This is a genomic window from Staphylococcus sp. FSL K6-0223 (genome assembly GCF_038008285.1).
Map to the genome: position 1 here is coordinate 1,363,362 of NZ_JBBOYX010000001.1, position 20,312 is coordinate 1,383,673.

The following is a 20,312-nucleotide window of genomic DNA, read 5'->3' on the forward strand; positions in this document are numbered from 1 at the left end:
GTAAGGAGGAAAACATCATGCCGATTGTAAATGTAAAATTATTAGAAGGACGCTCAGATGAGCAATTAAAAAACTTAGTCACTGAGGTTACAAATGCAGTAGAGAAAACAACAGGCGCAAATAGAGAAGCAATCCATGTAGTCATTGATGAAATGAAGAAAAATCACTACGGTGTAGCTGGCGTAAGAAAATCAGATCAATAATATTATAATCTTCAAAGTTTACATAATAATATTATTGTAGTTAAATAGATAATAAATAAGCAGGCCACTTTGGCCTGCTTATTTATTATTCGTCTAAAAATGATTCTATTGCTTTTTTATTTTTCTCTTTATCAATATCTAATGCACTACCATCGTTATTAGTATTGATATTTTGATAAGAATTTTTTAACGGTACAGTTAGTGTTTCCACATTTTTATCGCCTCGTATTCCAAAACTTAGTCCTGTTTGGAAAATAGCTGAGTTTGGCATATCTGTATTAATATATCCTCTCAATATACCAGCTACTTTAGGTAATTTCACGATTGTACTTGGGGTAATCAATTCTTTCTTAAGTGTTTGCATAACTTGTTGTTGACGTCTCACACGTCCAAAGTCTCCCTCTGGATCATGTCTAAATCTCGCATAACCTAATAATTCTTTACCGTTTAATCGATGGTGTCCTTTTTTTAATGAAACCCCTATATTTTCTGACATATCTTTTTCAACATCAATTGGCACACCATTAGGTTCTAATTCATCAATCATTTTTTCAAAGCCAGTGAAATCAATGACTGCATAGTATTCAGGATTAATACCTAAATTTTTATTTAGTGTTTGTCTCAACAACTCTGGTCCCCCAAGTGAGTATGCAGCATTAATTTTATATTTGTCATAACCAGGAATTTCCGCATAAATATCACGCATAATTGACATCATTTTCATTTTTTTCTTAATATAGTCATACTGTACAACCATAATAGAGTCAGTTCTTGATTTTCCACCATTAGCTTGGTCAGCACCGAGCATTAATACTGTGATTTTCCCGTCATTTTTAACGGCTCCATTAAATTTATGAATTTTAATATCTTTTGCATGTTCTTGTGCATATTTCATACCACTTTGATATCCATGAACGACATACGTAATCATTGCAATAAGTAAAACTACAATAATCAGTATTACAAAAGGTAATTTTCGAAGTTTTTTCTTCTTGCGTCGTTTAGAAGGTATCGTTGTCCCCGTTTGTCGTCTTAATATTGTATTATCCTTCTCTTCTGTCATATTTACCTACCTTACACTCTCTAAAATCTTCAAAATAATATTCGGATATACTATAATATATAAATAAGTTATATAAAATATCTTAAAAAATCAAGTGTTTTCAATAAATATTACAAAGGTGTTATGAAAGGATGGCGTAAATGAATATTAATACAGCATACTTCGCAGGAGGCTGTTTCTGGTGTATGACAAAACCGTTTGATCAATTTGAAGGTATTGAATCAGTAACATCAGGTTTTATGGGAGGATCAGTTAAAAATCCAACCTATGAACAAGTAAAGAGCGGAACTACTGGACACTATGAAACTGTTAAAATAGAGTATGATGTTGCTTTATTTTCTTATCATAAATTATTAGAAATATTTTTTTCAGTCATTGATCCATTAGATGCTGGGGGTCAATTCCAAGATAGAGGGTCACAGTATCAAACAGCTATTTTTTATACAAATGATGATCAAAGAAAAGTTGCGATTAACTATATCAAAGATTTAGAACAAACGATGCATTCTGATAAAGCCATTGCTACTAAGGTTCTTCCCGCTTCAAATTTTTATAAAGCAGAAGAATATCATCAAAATTTCTATAAAAAAAATCCTGAACGTTACGCACAAGAACAGCGAAATCGCGCAAATTATGATCCTCGTTCTAACTCATAATAAAAAAGATATCCGAAATTGTTTTCGGATATCTTTTTTATTTATGTCTAATCACTCGCATTACTTTTAACATACTGTACCAGAGAGAACTATCTTTTCTATACACCAAAAATCGCGGTTCCCACTGGGGACTATATTTTTCTTTATATCTTCGTAACCCCTGAAAACGATATAAACCATTAAAATGTTCAAACACACGTCCCGCAATACGTTCTCGTAAATAAGAATAATCGAGTTGACCTACATTTGATAAGGTAGCCATACCCATGTTAAAAGCTTTATACCCTTTTTCTTTACCCCATAATAACATATGTAGATATAATCCATCCATTAGAGGTAAATCTAATTCAGGTAACCAACGAATTAAATCTACTGAAATTGCTTCGTTATAGTATGTCGGCATTAATGTACAAAAAGCAATAATCTTACCTTCTTCATTTTTCATAATTCCAATTGGGGCTTTATCTAAATACTGTTCTGTAAATTGCCCAACAGAAAAATGCATTTCAGTACGTCCATCGAGCCACTTATCACTTACTTTTCTAAGCTCTTCTATAAACGCTTTAGAAAATGGTGGTTCTATAATGTCAAATTTAATATTTAAATCATTAAATTTATTCAGTGTTGCTCTAAAACCACGTCTTTTTTTTCCAGAAGTAGTAAATTGTGTTAAATCAATAATAGCCTCTTCGCCTAATTTAAAAAATTGATTTCCAAAATTATGATACAACGGCATAAAACGATCAGATACTTGATAGAAAATGACATCATAACCTAACTTTTCAGCATAACTATAGAAATCAGCCAACAATGATTGGAATGATGCCGTATTTCCAATTGGATCTCCCAATACGACCAGCGCATTTGATTTATATCTATACATAAGAAAAGCTTGTTCACTGTCATACATAAATACATCTTTATCACCGCTATATATCAAATGACTTAAATAATTCCCTCCATATGTTTCTATGATTGATTTACATTGAGAATATTCTTGTAATTGATGTGGGCGTTCAAAGCGACGACCAAATAACCATGCAATACCAACAATTAATAATATAACAACTATCACAGTTAACCAGAAATAGTATTTTAATAATGACGTATCCATTTCCAAGTGATATAAATCTAAAGCATATAAAGTTTCAGAAATAATGAAATGATTAATATATAAAACAATCACACTAATGACTAAGGTAAATATTAAGTTTTTTAATCTAAATGGACGTTTAAATACTTTCGCACGTCGATAAGCTAAAATAAGTAAGATAAAAATAATGATGAGCCATGTAAGTAACATGATAGAAGCATACGTATATAACGTTGCAAGAAATATTAACACAAGTGAAATCATTGAATAAATAATTGCTCTCTTACTTTGCTTATATATACCCCTTACATTAACAAGTAATATTAAACATGCACTTGTATGAATAGACAACATGAGATAGTAAATAAAATGATCAGCATCATATAATCCATCATAAACAATCGTCACATTATTAATAAAGAAAATAAAACTTGTTAATAGTGCAAGAATAGATAAAGCAAATGCTGGGATTTTTGAAATAATATCTTTTTGATAAGACAGTATGAATGAGGTAACATCTTTAGCGGGTACAAAATATTTAGATTCTTCAAAGTACTTACGCGCAGAATTGCCAAATTCAAACGTAGATAGAATTAAAGCAATGATAATAGGTACAAAATAATAAGCAAAACGATATAGCAGTAAGGCAATCAATATTTTTTCTTCAGGAATATCTAAAGATTTTAGTCCTAATAAAACAACTAAATCAAATGCCCCGAATCCACCTGGAATAAAACTAATCAGTCCAGAGAGTGCAGCAATAATAAAAATACCAAGTAATGTTGTAAAAGCTACATGAATATCAATAATCCATGCCGACAAGTAAAGTACAACAGCAGCAGCTATCCATTCAATACTTGAAACAAGCGTGCAATATATCCCTACCAATTTATTATGTTCAGTAACCGGTTTAACGACTGTATACACTATAAAAATAGGTAAAAATAAAGCGACTACGTACAATACCCATTTTACAAAACGTACTTTATCAAGAATATGAGAAGCATCGAAAATATGAAGTACGACTAAAATAGATAAGAAGCTTAAACCAGTTAACATTGAAACTAATATGATTGAAATAGCGTGAAGTAATCTTTTTCTATCAGAAGTATAATTTTTATAAATAAATGTTCTAAATCCTGCGCCTATAAATCCACCAAATCCAACAATAGCATTAAATGCATTAATAATATAACTCAAACGAAATACTTTGTTCAGTGGTATACTCAACTTTAAAGTTTTAACAAGAATGACATCATATAAACTTAAAAGTAGCATTGATGCGCCACCACATATAAATAAACCAATTAAAAACCATCGATTGATTTTACTAAATGCTTCTAATGTTTGTTTGAAGTTAATATGTGACAATTCATGATATAAAGTAGCAACTACTACAATAAAAAGTGTGATAGCAAATACCACTTTTAATATAGATATTAATCTATTTTTATGTTCTTCAGTCATTATTCATTATTATCCTTTACATTATATTAATATAAAATATATCATATCATATTCTAGTTATATATCTTTAGACTATTGAACTAACATAATTGTTAGATAAAAGAGAGTGGAAGAGAATTCATCGTCCCACTTTTGCAAGATGATTAGTACTATATTAAAAAGCCTAAGACAACTCATTATGTCTCAGGCTTTTTAATATAGTGCTTTATTCTGCTTCTGTGTAATTTTTATGTTCTTCTTTTTTAATTTCATATTGACCTGCATCGTCACCATAATATTCATTGTAACGACGTTTAAATAATAAGAAAATGTGAGAAGCTAATACTTTTAAAATAGCATAGCCAGGAATACCTAAAATAACTCCTACAATACCTAACAAATTACCCGCACTTAATAAAATAAAGATAATTGTTAGAGGATGAATTTTTAATGTTTTCCCCATAATATTAGGAGAAATAAAATGACCTTCAATAAATTGAACTAACGTCCACACAATAATCAATTTTAATAGCATAAACGGTGAAGTAATAATCGCAATAATAATTGCCGGAGAAATTGCAATTGTTGGTCCTAAGTATGGGACTACACTCGTTACTGCAGCAATTGAAGCTAGAACTAACCCATAATCCAAACCAATAATCGAATAACCAATAAACAATAAAATACCAATACAAAATGATACAATAATTTGGCCTTGAATATATGATCCGACCTGTACACTCATTTTTTCTAATAAATCATGATAGTCTTTTCTAAATTTAGGTGGCATAATTTTAGTTGTATAGTCTCTAAATTTAGTTCCATCTTTCAACATAAAGAATAATACAAATGGTGTAGTTGCAATCACAACACCGACATTCACAATAGCTTCTGCAAATGTTCTAATTTTAGTTCCAAATCCACTAAAATAATCTGACGTTAACGATGGAATCTTTTTAGAAGTAGAATCAAGCCATTCCTGAATTTGATTATAAAATGAAGATAAAATAGACATATGTGTCACTTTATCAATAGCTCTATTAAATTTTTCAATATATTTTGGGAAGTTACTTGCAAGTTGTTTAATTTGATCACCAATCACAGGAATTAATAAATCGATAATTAATGTTGCGCCTCCAATAATCACTAAAAAGACTATTATAATTGCTAATAATCTTGGAATATTATAACGTTCCATCAAATTAATTACTGGATTTAACAAATAATACAAAATAAGCGATAAAATAATTGGCGCTGCAATAGTATTAAAGATAATGACAAAAGGCTGAAAAACATAAGAAATTTTGTCAAAGATGAATATAGTAATACCAAGTAATACTAATGAAACTAGCGCAAATAATAAATCTTTACCACCCAAAAACTTCATAAAGCGTGTTTCAGAAAAGCTTAGCTTATTAGCTTTCTTTCCTTCAACCTTTTTGTGGTCCATTGACATATCATTTTCACCGTACCCTTTAATCTAAAATAAAATAATCTATATTATATCATACCATGTAGCTTATTAATTTTGTGTGTTATTTTGAGATTGAAAATGATAAATATGCAAAGCTAAATAAACAATTTCTGAATCATCTATATCAATATCTAGATCTTTTTGAATAACTTTAGAAATCTTATATGCTGTACTATAACAATTAGGGTAATATGTTTTGACCATATTGATAAACTCATCTTGTGCATGAACGTATTCCTTTTTATTTAAACGACGAATTAGGAATTGAATATGTCTAATAAATCGTTGATATTGAACAGTTCGAGGATTTACAGGATACCCTATGTCATTTTCGATAATTAATACACATTTACTTATCATTTTATTAATTAAAGATATTTCACTCATAGGTAAATCTTCTTTATTTGAAGCAATATGCAATGCTATAAAACCTATTTCATCATCAGGAAATGTGACGTCTAATTTCTCATTTAATCGCTGTATAACTTGTGTGGCGATATCATATGCCTCACTATATAAATGTTTAGTTTCCATTGCAAAGGGATTACTAATTATTTGATTTTGTTTTAAGCGTTTATATGCAAAAGTAATATGATCGGTTAAGGCAATGACTAGTTGTTTATCATCTTTCATATAAGTTGTACTTGTAATATAGTTAACTGATTCAATAATTGCCTGTAAGACCTCTTCATCAGCTATTTCAACTAGAGATTTATAATATTCTTGTTGTTGTTTTTGATCTAATTTATACACTTTCTCAATAGAAGCATTATCATCTACGACCATTCCAGGCTTTTTATTAAAACCAATGCCTTTACCGATTAAAATAACTTCTTGATTACTATTGATGCATATGATGACGTTATTATTTAAAATTTTTGAAATATGATATTTGCTCATCATTATCATCCTTTTTTACTATTAAAATTATATAGTTAAACATTATATTTGAAAAGTCATTCTTTTAAAAAACACTTCTTTCTCGCATTACTCTAAGAGATGGAGAAAAGAAGTGTTGATTTAAATTATTAATGTTTTTTAGATATTTTATCTTCGCGTCCCCAAGATTCAATACCAAATAAATTAATCTCAAGGTTTTCTGGTTTAAATACCGGTTTTAAACCGGCACGTTTTTGTTGAATATAATCTTTCATAACAGCAAATGCAATATTTGAAAGACCTATAATGGAAACAAGGTTTACAATGGCCATTAATCCCATAAATAAGTCCGCTGTACTCCATACGGTTTCAGTTTTAACAACTGCGCCTATAAATACTAATACAACAACTAAGCATCTAAAAATAAATAAAATTGCTTTATTTTTAGATAGAAATTCTATATTAGATTGTCCGTAATAGTAATTACCAACTACAGAAGAAAATGCAAATAGCGTAATCGCGACAGTTAAGAAGATACCACCTGGAGAACCAAGATGTTCATTCAATGCAGATTGTGTAACTTCTACACCTTGTGGCGCTTTTTCACCAAATTTTAAGCCTGAGTAAAGTAAAATCATAATAGCTGTTGCTGTACAAACAAGCATTGTATCGAAGAAGACACCTAAAGATTGAAGTAATCCTTGTTTTACTGGATGTGGTACAGCAGCAGTAGCAGCCGCATTGGGTGCTGAACCCATACCTGCTTCGTTAGAGAATAAGCCACGTTTTATACCTTGTAAAATCGCTGTACCTACCGCGCCACCAGCGACTTGTTCCATTCCGAACGCACTTTTAATAATTGTACCAATCATTGGAATGATTTGATCAAAATTCATTAGTAAGATAAATAAAACTATACCAACATAAACGATAGCCATTATTGGAACAATTAAAGATGACAACGTTGCAATACTACGTACACCACCGAAGATAATGATTGCTGTAATGACAGCCAAAATAATACCAGTAATGACTGGACTAATATGATATTGTGTTCTTAAAGATTCAGCAATAGTATTCGATTGAACAGTGTTAAATACAAATGCAAATGTAACAGTAATTAACACAGCAAATGTGATACCAAGCCATTTTTGATTTAAACCTTTGGTTATGTAATAAGCTGGACCTCCTCGGAAGCCACCTTCTTTATCATGAACTTTGTAAACTTGTGCAAGTGTTGCTTCTATAAATGCACTCGCAGCTCCGATAAATGCGATAATCCACATCCAAAAAACTGCCCCAGGACCCCCTAACACAATTGCTGTTGCTACACCAGCAATATTTCCTGTTCCAACACGGGAACCTGCACTAATAGCAAATGCTTGAAAAGGTGAAATACCTTTCTCTCCATTTTTCAAAGTTTCTGGTTTTTCAACTAATGCTCTAAACATTTCAGGTAACATTCGTAATTGAACAAATTTAGAACTAATAGTAAAGAAGATACCTACTGTCAATAGTAAACCTATTAAATACTGTGACCAGATTAAATCATTTCCAACTTGAACAACAGATTTAAACCAATCAGGTATTAAACTATCAAAATCTCTCAATTAAATCCCTCTCATCAAAATTATTGTTATGATATACATTACAAGAGATTTATATTGTAGTATTAAAGGTCAAAATGTACATGTTTTTCATGTCATCACTTTGATATACTTATCAACAATATAAATCTCTTGTGAGTTATAAATAGTTAAATATTAAATTAATTTTATCATCTTATGAATTACTTGAAAACAAAAATTTTAAAATCATATTAATTTATTATCATTGATTTTACATTTCCAAATTCATTTGTATCAACTACAAATGAACCATTTGTATATTGTTCAGAAAGATGAATATTAGAAATTTCACCTGTTTCAGCATGTTTATCTGAATAAAGTGTATAGTATGTTTCATCTCTGACAACATATGCAGCTACAATACGATGAGGATTTTTTTTCAATTCTTTTAAAAGTGTAATACCTCTTTGTGCGCGTTTGGCATCTTGTAATATATCTTTAGCAATACGTTTTATTGCTCCTCTTTGGGTAGCCATAATTATTGAATTATTCTGATCAACAGTATCAGTCATAATAACATAATCTTCATCTTTTAAATTGATAGATTTCACACCAGCCGCTCTTAATCCTGTATCTGAAAGTTCTTCTGTAGAATACGTTAATGACATGCCTTTATGTGTAATAACAGTAATCATTTGTTCTTGAGTTATGCGAAGTACATTTACCACTTCGTCTTCATTTTTTAATTTTGTTGCAATGAGTGGCTTATTAAATCGCGTGGTTTTAAATAATGATTGATTACTCTTTTTAATCATGCCATTACGAGTTGCAATAATATAAAATGCTTTACCATCAAATGTTTTTTCGTTAAATACATCTATAATTCTCTCGTTTTCTTCTAAAGGCACAATTTGCGATACATGCTGACCTAACTCTTTCCATCGCACATCTGCAATTTTATGAATTGGAATAAAGAGATATCTTCCTTTATTTGTAAATACTAAAGCTGTATCTTGAGTATTTACAGTTTGGTATTTGAGTAGACTATCTCCCTCTTTTAAACCTACTTCTGTCACACCACTTGCATTAAAGCTACGTGTAGACGTACGTTTTATATATCCATGTCTAGTCACACTTAAAACCACTTCTTCACTTGGTACAATAACTTCTTTATCAATTTTAATTTCTGATATTTCCGCTTCAATTGAAGATAAACGTGATGTTTTAAAACGTTTTCGAATCTCTGTAAGTTCTTTTTTAATAACATTTAATAATGCGTCATGGTTATCAAGAATATTTCGGTACGCTTCTATTAATTTTTGTAATTCTTCATGTTCTTCTTCAAGTGCAACAATATCAGTATTAGTTAAACGATATAATTGAAGCATCACAATGGCTTCTGCTTGTGCTTCAGTAAAGTCAAATTCTTTTACTAAATTATCTTTTGCATCTTTTTTATTTTTAGAATGACGAATCAGCGCAATCACTTCATCTAATATAGATAAAGCTTTCATAAGACCTTCTACAATATGCATGCGCTTTTCAGCATGATTTAAGTCGTATTTTGTACGATTAGCTACAACTTCAATTTGATGATTTAAATAGCTGTCAATAATTTCACGTAGACCCATTAATTTTGGACGTCCATCACTAATAGCGACCATATTGAAATTATAAGTAATTTGTAAATCAGAATTTTTATATAAATAGTTTTTAATAGACTCTGAATTAACATCTTTTTTTAATTCAATAGCAATTCTTAAACCTGTACGATCTGTTTCATCACGTACTTCAATAATACCATCTACTTTTTTATCAGCACGAAGCTCATCAATACGTTTCACAAGCGAACTTTTATTCACTTCATAAGGAATTTCTGTCACAATTAATTGTTTACGTCCATTTCTTAACGCTTCTTCATCTACTTTTGAACGAACAACAATTTTTCCTTTTCCTGTTTCATAGGCTTTCTTAATACCATCAATACCTTGAATAATACCGCCTGTCGGAAAATCAGGACCTTTGATATATTTCATTAATTGATTTACTGAAATATTAGGATTATCAATATATTTTAATGTTGCTTGAATTACTTCACCTAAATTATGTGGAGGAATATCAGTAGCATATCCTGCCGAAATACCAGTCGAACCGTTTACTAGTAAATTTGGAAATCTTGCCGGTAACACCATAGGTTCAAGTGTTGTGTCATCATAGTTTGGTATAAAGGACACTGTTTCCTTATTAATGTCACGAACCAACTCCTCAGAAAGTTGACTTAACTTCGCTTCTGTATAACGCATCGCAGCAGGTGGATCATTATCAATACTACCATTATTACCGTGCATTTCGATTAATACATGACGCAACTTCCAATCTTGGCTTAAACGTACCATTGCATCATAAACTGAAGAATCACCATGTGGATGATATTGACCAATAACATCCCCAACTGTTTTCGCACTTTTACGGAAATTTTTATCATACGTATTGCCACTACTATACATAGCAAATAAAATTCTACGTTGTACAGGTTTTAAACCATCACGCACATCCGGTAACGCACGTTCTTGAATAATATATTTACTATATCTTCCAAAGCGATCACCAATAACATCTTCAAGTGATAGGTCTTGAATTATCTCACTCAATTGACTTCCTCCTCATCATATTCTTCAGTATCAAGTATTTGAACTTCTGTATTATCTAAAATACTTTGATCTTCTTGCATGCCAAATTCAACATGATTTTCAATCCATTCACGTCTTGGTGCAACTTTATCTCCCATTAATGTTGTTACACGTTTAGAAGAACGTACTTCATCATCGATTTGGACTCTAATCAACGTTCTTGTCTCAGGATTCATTGTAGTTTCCCACAATTGCTCAGGATTCATTTCACCTAAACCTTTATAGCGCTGTAAAATAAAGCCTTTACCTAATTGTTTTTGAAGTTTGTCCAATTCATCATCTGTCCAAGCATATTCTACTTTTTTAGATTTCCCTTTACCTTTTTCTAATTTGTATAACGGAGGTAATGCAATAAAAACACGACCTGCTTGAACAAGAGGTCTCATATATTTGAAGAAAAATGTTAATAATAACACTTGAATATGGGCGCCATCTGTATCAGCATCAGTCATAATAATAACTCTATTATAATTACTATCTTCTAATTTAAAATCATTACCAACACCAGCACCAATTGTATGAATAATTGTATTAATTTCTTCATTTTTGAAAATATCTTCAAGTTTTGCTTTTTCAGTATTAATCACTTTACCTCGTAAAGGTAAAATAGCCTGGAATTTTCTATCTCTTCCAAGTTTAGCTGATCCCCCTGCTGAATCACCTTCGACAAGATATAATTCATTTTTCTCAGTATTCTTACTTTGAGCAGGCGTTAACTTTCCTGATAATAATGTATCTTTACGTTTGTTTTTCTTACCAGAACGTGCATCCTCCCGTGCCTTACGAGCCGCTTCTCTTGCCTGTTGCGCTTTAATAGCTTTCTTCACAAGTGATTTAGATAATTGTCCTTTTTCCTCTAAATAATAAGGTAATTTTTCAGAAACAACAGAATCTACTGCACTACGCGCTTCTGATGTACCAAGCTTAGATTTAGTTTGTCCCTCAAATTGCAGTAATTCTTCTGGAATACGTACAGAAATCACTGCTGTTAATCCTTCTCTAATATCATTACCATCTAAGTTTTTATCTTTATCTTTAAGTTCATTGATACGGCGTGCATAGTCATTAAATACGCGTGTCATTGCTGTTTTAAATCCTACTTCATGAGTTCCGCCGTCTTTTGTACGTACATTATTAACAAAACTTAATATACTTTCAGAATATTGATCATTATATTGAAAAGCAACATCTACTTCGATTCCATTTGCAGCACCTGTAAACGTCGTAACATCATGCAATACTTCTTTACCTTCATTGATATAACTTACAAATTCTTTAATACCTTCTTCGTAATGATAAACATCTTCACGTTCTTTTCCATCACGTAGATCTTTCAATGTAATTTTTAAGTTTTTTAATAAGAATGCAGATTCTTGTAAGCGCTCACTTAATATATCAAAATTAAATGCCGTTGTTGCTTTAAAAATACTTGAATCTGGTTTAAATGTGACTTTTGTACCTGTTTTCTTAGTTTTTCCCGCTTTCACTAAACCAGAAGTTGGAATACCACCATCCTTAAAAGATTGCTTATAAATTTGTCCATCTCGATGAATTTCAACTTCTAACCATTCACTTAAAGCATTAACTACGGAAGCACCAACACCATGAAGTCCTCCAGAAGTTTTATATCCACCTTGTCCAAATTTACCTCCAGCATGTAATACAGTAAAAATAACTTCTACAGTAGGTTTACCAGACGCATGCATACCAGTTGGCATACCTCTCCCATTATCTTCCACTGAAATACTATTATCTTTATTGATTGTTACATCAATTTCATTACCATAACCATTTAAAACTTCATCGACGGAGTTATCGACAATTTCATATACTAAATGGTGTAATCCACGTTTATCAGTCGACCCAATATACATCCCAGGACGTTTTCTAACTGCCTCAAGTCCTTCTAATACTTGAATCGAATCATCTGAATAATGATTTGTCATTTTTGTTGCCAATGCGTTCGCCTCCTACAAACGTACGTTCGTTTTTTTAACTTTACAATAGTTATTCTTATATAAAACGCATTAAAATGCAAGTATGAGTTTTATAAGATAAACATTTAACTTAATATATAAGACGTTTTTTCAATTTTTAATCGTTGTCAGGAATACTTTGTGATAAAATATACCTACATTATATAAGGGATGTGTAAACAAATTATGATGATAGTTCTCATGTTGATTTTAAGCTATCTCATTGGAGCTATTCCAAATGGTTATGTTATAGGAAAAGTTTTTTTTAAAAAAGATATTAGAGAATTTGGAAGCGGTAATACTGGTGCCACAAATAGTTTTAGAGTTTTAGGAAAACCAGCTGGATTTATCGTTACTTTTTTAGATATATTTAAAGGATTCATTACTGTATTTTTCCCATTATGGTTTTCAGTGCATGCGCAGGGACCAATTAGTACATTCTTCACACATGGATTAATTGTCGGTATTTTTGCAATAATTGGTCACGTTTATCCTATTTATCTTAAATTTAAAGGAGGTAAAGCTGTAGCCACAAGTGCCGGAGTTGTGTTAGGAGTTAATCCAATCTTACTTTTGATTTTAGCAGTCATATTCTTTGGAATTTTATATTTAACAAAGTATGTGTCATTATCCAGTATTATTGCGGCAATCAGCTGTGTGATAGGTTCATTAATTATTCATGATTACATATTATTTGGAATGAGTGCTTTTGTATCAATCATTTTAATTTTTAGACACCGTTCTAATATTATTAGAATTTTTAAAGGTGAAGAACCAAAAATCAAATGGATGTAAAATGGGTGTTTCTTGCACTATTAGTTCTATTAATTAAATATGATAAACAGTTCATGTTTAATCATGAGAACAATATGTTTTAGTTCAAACAATTTTTACATTATAAATATCATAATAATTAATATAAAGGATGGGTCATACAATGAAAATCAACTTGACTGATGAAGCAGTTGAATGGTTTAAAAATGAATTAGATTTACCTGAAGAGAATAAAGTCTTACAATTTTATGTGAGGTATGGTGGAGAATTTCAACTTAAACAAGGTTTTAGCCCAGCATTTCGTGTGGAATTGAGCAATGATGTTGAGATAGGTTATCACGAAAATTATAATGATTTAATTGTTGTAGTTTCAGAAGATGACTTATGGTATTTTGAAGATCATGAAGTTCTAGTTGAAAAAGTAGACCATGAAGACGAAATTGTTTATTCTACAACTAATTAAAAAAAGACCATAAATATCTAATATTTACAGATATTTATGGTCTTATATTTATATATTCAAATCGCTACGTTGTGTGACTTCTAATTCCTTACCTTCGTTATTCAATGCTTCGACTTCACTATATACTTGATGCCATTCTGGAAAATAACGATCTAAACGAATTGGTCTGAAATCACTTGCTTTAATACATAATAGCTGAGTGGAACCTGTGGTAGCTAATTCCCCTTTTTCATTATATACTTCATAACAGTACGTTGAACGCAATCTTGAATAATGTTCTACCCATGTTTTCACTTTAACTTTTTCAGGATAAAAAATGGATTTCTTATATTGAACTTGTAAATCCACGACGGGTGAGATGATACCTTCTTTTTCCATATCTGCATAACTAAAACCTAATTTACGAATATAATCAGTACGAGCAACTTCAAACCATGTAGCATAATTCCCATGATAAATTACTCCCATTTTATCTGTTTCTTGGTATCTCGCTTCAATTTCAGTCATACTATAAATCATATTTATGTACCTCTTTCCAATTAAGTTCACTTTCAATATTAACATAAAAAGGATGATTGCTATAGAATTCCCATTTACTACTTTTATTACTGAAATAGCTCAATGACACGAATGAAGAAAAAATCCTTAGATGAGATTGCCATCTAAGGATTCAAAATACATTCAAATTTTTAAATACTTTTTCGAATAATTGTATTATTGAGCAAGTTTATTTCTTAATACCATTTGTAGAATGCCACCGTGACGATAATAGTCGATTTCAACTTGTGAATCAAAACGAACAATGACATCAAAATCAACCACTTCTCCATTTTCTTTTTTTGCATGAACTTTAATAATATCATGTGGTTGTACATCTTCGTTAATATCTACAGAGATTTCTTCTCTACCATTTAGACCAAGTGAATCAGCTGATTCTCCATCTTTAAATTGTAATGGTAATACACCCATCATAACTAAGTTAGAACGATGAATACGTTCATAACTTTGTGCTATTACAGTTTTAACGCCTAATAAATTAGTACCTTTAGCAGCCCAGTCACGTGAAGATCCCATACCATAATCATTGCCTGCTAATACTGCTAAGCCAGTGCCATCTTCTTTATATTTCATTGCAGCATCATAAATTGGCATAATTTCATCAGTTGGCCAATATGTTGTAAAGCCACCTTCTGTACCTGGTGCTAATTGGTTTTTAATTCTAATATTCGCAAATGTACCACGCACCATAACTTCATGGTTACCACGACGAGAACCATATGAGTTAAAATCACGAATAGCTACGTCATGATTTAATAAGTATTTACCTGCTGGTGTATCTTTACCAATAGCACCTGCTGGAGAAATGTGGTCAGTTGTAACTGAGTCACCAAATTTACCCATTACACGTAAATCTTTTAATGGTTCAATGGTACCTGGTTTTTTTGATAAACCTTGGAAGAATGTTGGATTTTGAATATATGTTGAATTAGGATCGAAGTCATATAATGGAGAGTCAGTAACATCAATCTCATTCCACATTTCATTGTTGTTGTATACATTTTTATATTCTTCTTTAAATAATTCAGGTGTTACAACACTATCTACTGTATCAGCAACTTCTTTAATTGAAGGCCAAATATCATTTAAGTATACATCTTGACCATCTTTACCTTTACCAAGTGGTTCATTTTGTAAATCAATATCAACTGTACCAGCTAAAGCATACGCAACGACTAATTGAGGTGAAGCAAGATAGTTCGCTTTTACTAATGGATGGATTCGACCTTCAAAGTTACGGTTACCAGATAATACAGAAGTAACTAGTAAATCTTCTTTAGCAATAGCTTTTTCAATTTCTGGCAATAGCGGTCCAGAGTTACCAATACAAGTTGTACATCCATAACCTACTAGATTAAATCCTAAATCATCAAGATATTTTTGTAATCCAGAATCACGTAAGTAACCTGTCACTACTTTTGAACCTGGTGCTAATGATGTTTTAACATATTCAGGCACTTTTAATCCTTTTTCAACTGCTTTTTTCGCAACTAAACCAGCACCTAACATAACGTAAGGATTCGATGTGTTTGTACATGAAGTAATCGCTGCAATTGCAATGTCTCCTGTTTTCATAGTTGTTTCAGAACCATCGTTAAATTGAATATTAGCTGATTTATCAAATTCGCTTTGATCCAAACCATGACCTTGGTTTCCAGCAGGAGCTGTTACAGATTTTTCGAATTCTTTTTTCATATCACTTAAGAAAATTAAATCTTGAGGACGTTTAGGACCAGATAGTGAAGCTTCAACTGTCGATAAATCTAAATGAATTACATCTGTATATTGTGGATCTTCTTTATCTGATGTAAAGAACATATTGTTTTGTTGTAAATAAGCTTTAACTAACTCAATATGCTCTTCAGAGCGGCCAGTTAATTTCATATATTTAAGTGACTCTTCATCAACGGGGAAGAAACCACATGTTGCACCATATTCAGGCGCCATGTTAGCAATAGTCGCTCGATCAGCTAATGGTAAATCGGTAACACCAGGACCGAAGAATTCTATAAATTTACCAACTACACCTTTTTTACGTAGCTCTTGAGTTACTCGTAATGCTAAGTCAGTGGCAGTTGATCCTTGAGGTAATGAATTAGTTAAGCGTACTCCAATCACTTCAGGAATTGGGAAATATGATGGTTGACCAAGCATACCTGCTTCAGCTTCAATACCACCAACACCCCAGCCTAATACACCAATACCATTTATCATAGTAGTATGTGAATCTGTACCAACAAGTGTATCTGGGAAAGCAGTTTGTTCACCGTCCACGTCTCTTACATGAACTACCTTAGCTAAATATTCTAAGTTAACTTGGTGTACGATACCTGTTGCAGGCGGTACAGCATTATAATTATTAAATGCTTTTGTAGCCCAGTTTAAAAATTGATAACGTTCATAGTTTCTTTCAAATTCTAATTTCATATTGCGTTCTAACGCACGTGGGTTTGCATAGCTATCTACTTGTACAGAGTGATCGATGACTAAATCAACTGGTACTTCTGGATTGATTTTATTAATATCTCCACCTACATCATTCATAGCTTTACGTAATGAAGCTAAGTCGACAACCGCAGGCACCCCTGTAAAATCTTGTAAGATTACGCGAGAAGGTTTGAAAGGTACTTCTCCTTCATTACCTTCTTTACCAAAATGGGCTAATGCTTTAATATGATCATCTGTAATAACAAAGTCATCTTCTTGTCTTAATACTGATTCTAGTAGAACACGAATAGAATAAGGTAACTTACTAATTTTAGTTAAACCTTGTTCTTCAAGACTTTTTAAATCATAATATGTATATGATTTACCTCGAACTTCAAATGATTTTTTTGCTTGTTCTTTAATGTTAGAAGCCATTTGATTATCCCCCTTGAATATTAAACATTCATAATTATATTCCTTTAATTAAATTGTATAATTATATGTTTTTTAAAACAACTATATATCACTAGAATTTGAGTAATTTGAATTTTGGTTTTATAATCAGTTAATATAATAAATACTTATCATCATACATTTAAACTATAAGTATTTTTTATTAAATGAGAATTTTTTTCAATAAGCTAAATGGAATAAAAAGGAAAGTAGAATAGAAATTCATTTTGAATTTTTGGCTCCAATATCAATATATATTGGATGTGGATTTTCTTTTGAAAGTCTTTATATTTCGATCTAACCATATTAAAAAACGCCTAAGACAAATAAGTTGTCTTAGGCGTTTTTTTAATTATTGTTCTACTTTCTCTGCATTACGTCGATTTTGACGTTTTTCTAATATATCAGATTCATAGTCTTTTTGTTGATATTCAATATATTCTTTTAGTCTATGTTTATTAGGCTGTAATGTTAATCCTAAGAATTTGCGTTCTTGGTTAGCATCTTTATAGAAACTAATCATCATTAGTATGACCACAAAGGAGAATGGTAATGCACTAATAATTGCAGCACTTTGTAGTGCGCCTAATGCTTCTGCGCCATCTCCACCACCTGCTAAGAGTAAGATGAAGGCAATAAGAGATTGTGCAATACCCCATGTTACTTTTACCACGTTAGATGGTTCTAATGAGCCATATGTTGTTTGCATACCTAATACAAATGTTGCTGAATCGGCTGATGTAATAAAGAATGAACCGATTAATATAAGTGCAACAAGTGATAAAATCATTCCTAAAGGTAAATGATTAAATACGCCAAAGAGTTGCGTTTCTGCTGACATCTTGAATAGCTCAGAATGTTTTTTACCCATTTCAATACCTAATACGCCAAACACACTGAACCATAAGAAACTTACTAGAGCCGGAACAAGTAATACACCTGAAATAAATTCACGAATTGAACGTCCTTTAGACACACGTGCAATAAATACACCTACGAATGGGCTCCAGCTTAACCACCAGCCCCAATAATATAGTGTCCAAGAAGACATCCATTCTCTTTTTTGAGAATTTAATGCTGCTGTATCAAAACTGTTGAATAAGAATGTATTGAACAAACTACCAATTGAACTTGTAAACATGTTCAAAATTAATACAGTCGGTCCAACAATTAAAGCAACAATCATTAATATTGTACCTAAACCAATATTAGCATTACTTAAATATTGAATTCCTTTACTTAGACCAGACCAAGCACTAATAATAAATAAAATTGTAACAACAACAATAATAAGTGATTGAACCCATACATTATTTGGGACACCAAATAAGTAATTTAAACCACCGTTAATTTGTAATGCACCCATACCTAATGATACAGCTACCCCTACTACTGTAGCGAATACTGAAAGTACATCAATAATCGTACCAATAGGTCCTTCTACTTTATCTCCAAGCAATGGGCGTAATGTTCTAGAAACAAGTCCTGGTTCATCTTTTCTAAATTGAGCGTATGCTAAGGCAAGAGCTACGACACCATAAACTGCCCAAGCATGAAATCCCCAGTGGAAGAAAGTAGAACGAAGTGATTCAGTAAAGGCTTCTGTCGTTTTTGGACTAGCAGTTGGTGGTGCTGCGAAGTGTGACATAGGTTCTGCTGCACCATAGAATACTAAACCAATACCCATACCTGCACTAAATAGCATGGCAAACCATGAAATCGTATTAAACTCTGGTTTATCATCAGGTTTGCCAAGTTTTAATTTCCCAATTGGACTGAAAATTAAAAAGACACAGAAGAAAACAATAATAGTTGTAAGTATTAAATAATACCAACCAAGTTTATCAGTAATCCATCCACTTATTGAACTAGTAATTGAATCGAATTGTTCCGGTACAATTGCCCCAATTAGTACAATAATCGCTACGATAATCGCACTATAAATAAATACCGGCGAAAATTTCTTTCCTTTCTTACTTGATTCAGAAGAAGAATTCATAACTAATATAACTCCCTTCATCTTAATATTAAATTTTTCAAAATGAAAAATACACAATTAATTATAAAAATAATTAATTAATTTTTCGGTAAACCACTTTAATATAATAACAAACGTTTTAATCTTAATCAAATTTCATTAATTTCAATATTTACTAATTTATTTATGTTTTGTATAATATATTATATAAAAATTAAATAAATAGGAGATCACTATGCTAAAAGAATTTAAAGAGTTTGCATTTAAAGGAAATGTTTTAGATTTAGCAATTGCTGTAGTTATGGGAGCAGCTTTTAATAAAATTGTATCATCCTTAGTAACTTATATTATCATGCCATTGATTGGTAAACTGTTCGGTTCGGTCGATTTTGCTAAAGATTGGCAGATTTGGGGCATTAAGTATGGTCTTTTCATTCAGTCAATTATTGATTTTATTATCGTTGCTTTTGCATTATTTATCTTTGTTAAGATTGCCAATACAATTATAAGAAAAGAAGAACCAGAAGAAGAAATTGATACAAATACGGTATTACTTACAGAAATTCGAGATCTTTTAAAAACAAATAAATAAATCAAAAAACATTGGAATA

Annotated in this window: 15 protein-coding genes; 5 read left to right on the forward strand and 10 right to left on the reverse strand. The window is 31.2% G+C overall.

Annotation, left to right across the window (positions count from 1 at the left end; all coding sequences use genetic code 11):
- Positions 1–17: 17 nt before the first annotated feature.
- Positions 18–203 carry a 2-hydroxymuconate tautomerase gene (locus tag MHI13_RS06770; RefSeq protein WP_017174682.1) on the forward strand — a complete coding sequence of 62 codons (186 nt, stop codon included), beginning with the start codon at positions 18–20 and terminating at the stop codon, positions 201–203.
- 85 nt (positions 204–288) lie between these two features.
- Here the strand turns inward: MHI13_RS06770 and MHI13_RS06775 are convergent, their stop codons facing one another.
- Complete coding sequence (locus MHI13_RS06775; RefSeq protein ID WP_017174681.1) at positions 289–1,266, reverse strand: LCP family protein; 978 nt, start codon at positions 1,264–1,266, stop codon at positions 289–291.
- Between the two features lie 140 nt (positions 1,267–1,406).
- Here MHI13_RS06775 and msrA point away from each other — a divergent pair, with 140 nt between their 5' ends.
- The gene (gene msrA / locus MHI13_RS06780; protein WP_070519236.1) at positions 1,407–1,922 is read left to right on the forward strand and encodes a peptide-methionine (S)-S-oxide reductase MsrA; all 516 of its coding nucleotides are present in this window, start codon (positions 1,407–1,409) and stop codon (positions 1,920–1,922) included.
- A 37-nt stretch (positions 1,923–1,959) separates the two neighbouring features.
- Here the strand turns inward: msrA and mprF are convergent, their stop codons facing one another.
- The 6 genes from mprF to parE form a co-directional block, all read right to left on the reverse strand.
- Positions 1,960–4,482: a bifunctional lysylphosphatidylglycerol flippase/synthetase MprF gene (gene mprF, locus MHI13_RS06785; protein WP_054105484.1), complete on the reverse strand. Its 2,523-nt coding sequence runs from the start codon at positions 4,480–4,482 to the stop codon at positions 1,960–1,962.
- Positions 4,483–4,687: 205 nt separating this feature from the next.
- Positions 4,688–5,917, reverse strand: coding sequence for an AI-2E family transporter (locus tag MHI13_RS06790; protein WP_054105483.1), 1,230 nt, complete (start codon positions 5,915–5,917; stop codon positions 4,688–4,690).
- Positions 5,918–5,983: 66 nt separating this feature from the next.
- Entirely contained in the window at positions 5,984–6,835 is an 852-nt protein-coding gene (gene glcT, locus MHI13_RS06795; protein WP_048762426.1) for a glucose PTS transporter transcription antiterminator GlcT, read from the reverse strand.
- 128 nt (positions 6,836–6,963) lie between these two features.
- Positions 6,964–8,424, reverse strand: a complete 1,461-nt coding sequence (locus MHI13_RS06800) for an alanine/glycine:cation symporter family protein (RefSeq protein ID WP_017174677.1) — start codon at positions 8,422–8,424, stop codon at positions 6,964–6,966.
- Between the two features lie 209 nt (positions 8,425–8,633).
- Positions 8,634–11,033 carry a DNA topoisomerase IV subunit A gene (gene parC, locus MHI13_RS06805; RefSeq protein ID WP_019835481.1) on the reverse strand — a complete coding sequence of 800 codons (2,400 nt, stop codon included), beginning with the start codon at positions 11,031–11,033 and terminating at the stop codon, positions 8,634–8,636.
- Positions 11,030–13,018 (reverse strand): DNA topoisomerase IV subunit B, encoded by a 1,989-nt coding sequence (gene parE / locus MHI13_RS06810; RefSeq protein ID WP_037541070.1) that lies wholly within the window; start codon positions 13,016–13,018, stop codon positions 11,030–11,032. Before parE ends, parC begins: the two co-directional genes overlap by 4 nt.
- A 216-nt stretch (positions 13,019–13,234) precedes the next feature.
- Between parE and plsY the strand changes: the two genes are divergently transcribed.
- Complete coding sequence (plsY, locus tag MHI13_RS06815; RefSeq protein ID WP_019835482.1) at positions 13,235–13,843, forward strand: glycerol-3-phosphate 1-O-acyltransferase PlsY; 609 nt, start codon at positions 13,235–13,237, stop codon at positions 13,841–13,843.
- A 142-nt stretch (positions 13,844–13,985) separates the two neighbouring features.
- On the forward strand, positions 13,986–14,285 hold the full coding sequence (locus tag MHI13_RS06820) for a HesB/YadR/YfhF family protein (RefSeq protein WP_054105482.1): 300 nt from the start codon (positions 13,986–13,988) through the stop codon (positions 14,283–14,285).
- Between the two features lie 48 nt (positions 14,286–14,333).
- Here the strand turns inward: MHI13_RS06820 and menI are convergent, their stop codons facing one another.
- The 3 genes from menI to MHI13_RS06835 all read right to left on the reverse strand — a co-directional run bounded on the left by menI (position 14,334) and on the right by MHI13_RS06835 (position 19,722).
- Positions 14,334–14,804: a 1,4-dihydroxy-2-naphthoyl-CoA hydrolase MenI gene (gene menI, locus MHI13_RS06825; RefSeq protein ID WP_017174672.1), complete on the reverse strand. Its 471-nt coding sequence runs from the start codon at positions 14,802–14,804 to the stop codon at positions 14,334–14,336.
- A 195-nt stretch (positions 14,805–14,999) separates the two neighbouring features.
- Positions 15,000–17,705 carry an aconitate hydratase AcnA gene (gene acnA / locus MHI13_RS06830; protein ID WP_054105481.1) on the reverse strand — a complete coding sequence of 902 codons (2,706 nt, stop codon included), beginning with the start codon at positions 17,703–17,705 and terminating at the stop codon, positions 15,000–15,002.
- Positions 17,706–18,075: 370 nt separating this feature from the next.
- Positions 18,076–19,722, reverse strand: a complete 1,647-nt coding sequence (locus MHI13_RS06835) for a glycine betaine uptake BCCT transporter (RefSeq protein ID WP_054105480.1) — start codon at positions 19,720–19,722, stop codon at positions 18,076–18,078.
- 214 nt (positions 19,723–19,936) lie between these two features.
- Between MHI13_RS06835 and mscL the strand changes: the two genes are divergently transcribed.
- Positions 19,937–20,293 (forward strand): large conductance mechanosensitive channel protein MscL, encoded by a 357-nt coding sequence (gene mscL / locus MHI13_RS06840; RefSeq protein WP_017174669.1) that lies wholly within the window; start codon positions 19,937–19,939, stop codon positions 20,291–20,293.
- The last annotated feature ends 19 nt before the right edge of the window (positions 20,294–20,312 follow it).

Excerpts from the sequence above, each read along its gene's own strand:
- mprF (WP_054105484.1), bottom strand. The coding sequence starts at position 4,482 with ATGACTGAAGAACATAAAAATAGATTAATATCTATATTAAAAGTGGTA.
- mscL (WP_017174669.1), top strand. The coding sequence starts at position 19,937 with ATGCTAAAAGAATTTAAAGAGTTTGCATTTAAAGGAAATGTTTTAGAT.
- MHI13_RS06770 (WP_017174682.1), top strand. The coding sequence starts at position 18 with ATGCCGATTGTAAATGTAAAATTATTAGAAGGACGCTCAGATGAGCAA.
- acnA (WP_054105481.1), bottom strand. The coding sequence starts at position 17,705 with ATGGCTTCTAACATTAAAGAACAAGCAAAAAAATCATTTGAAGTTCGA.
- MHI13_RS06775 (WP_017174681.1), bottom strand. The coding sequence starts at position 1,266 with ATGACAGAAGAGAAGGATAATACAATATTAAGACGACAAACGGGGACA.
- parE (WP_037541070.1), bottom strand. The coding sequence starts at position 13,018 with ATGACAAATCATTATTCAGATGATTCGATTCAAGTATTAGAAGGACTT.
- MHI13_RS06820 (WP_054105482.1), top strand. The coding sequence starts at position 13,986 with ATGAAAATCAACTTGACTGATGAAGCAGTTGAATGGTTTAAAAATGAA.
- glcT (WP_048762426.1), bottom strand. The coding sequence starts at position 6,835 with ATGAGCAAATATCATATTTCAAAAATTTTAAATAATAACGTCATCATA.
- plsY (WP_019835482.1), top strand. The coding sequence starts at position 13,235 with ATGATGATAGTTCTCATGTTGATTTTAAGCTATCTCATTGGAGCTATT.
- msrA (WP_070519236.1), top strand. The coding sequence starts at position 1,407 with ATGAATATTAATACAGCATACTTCGCAGGAGGCTGTTTCTGGTGTATG.
- MHI13_RS06790 (WP_054105483.1), bottom strand. The coding sequence starts at position 5,917 with ATGTCAATGGACCACAAAAAGGTTGAAGGAAAGAAAGCTAATAAGCTA.
- menI (WP_017174672.1), bottom strand. The coding sequence starts at position 14,804 with ATGATTTATAGTATGACTGAAATTGAAGCGAGATACCAAGAAACAGAT.
- MHI13_RS06835 (WP_054105480.1), bottom strand. The coding sequence starts at position 19,722 with ATGAATTCTTCTTCTGAATCAAGTAAGAAAGGAAAGAAATTTTCGCCG.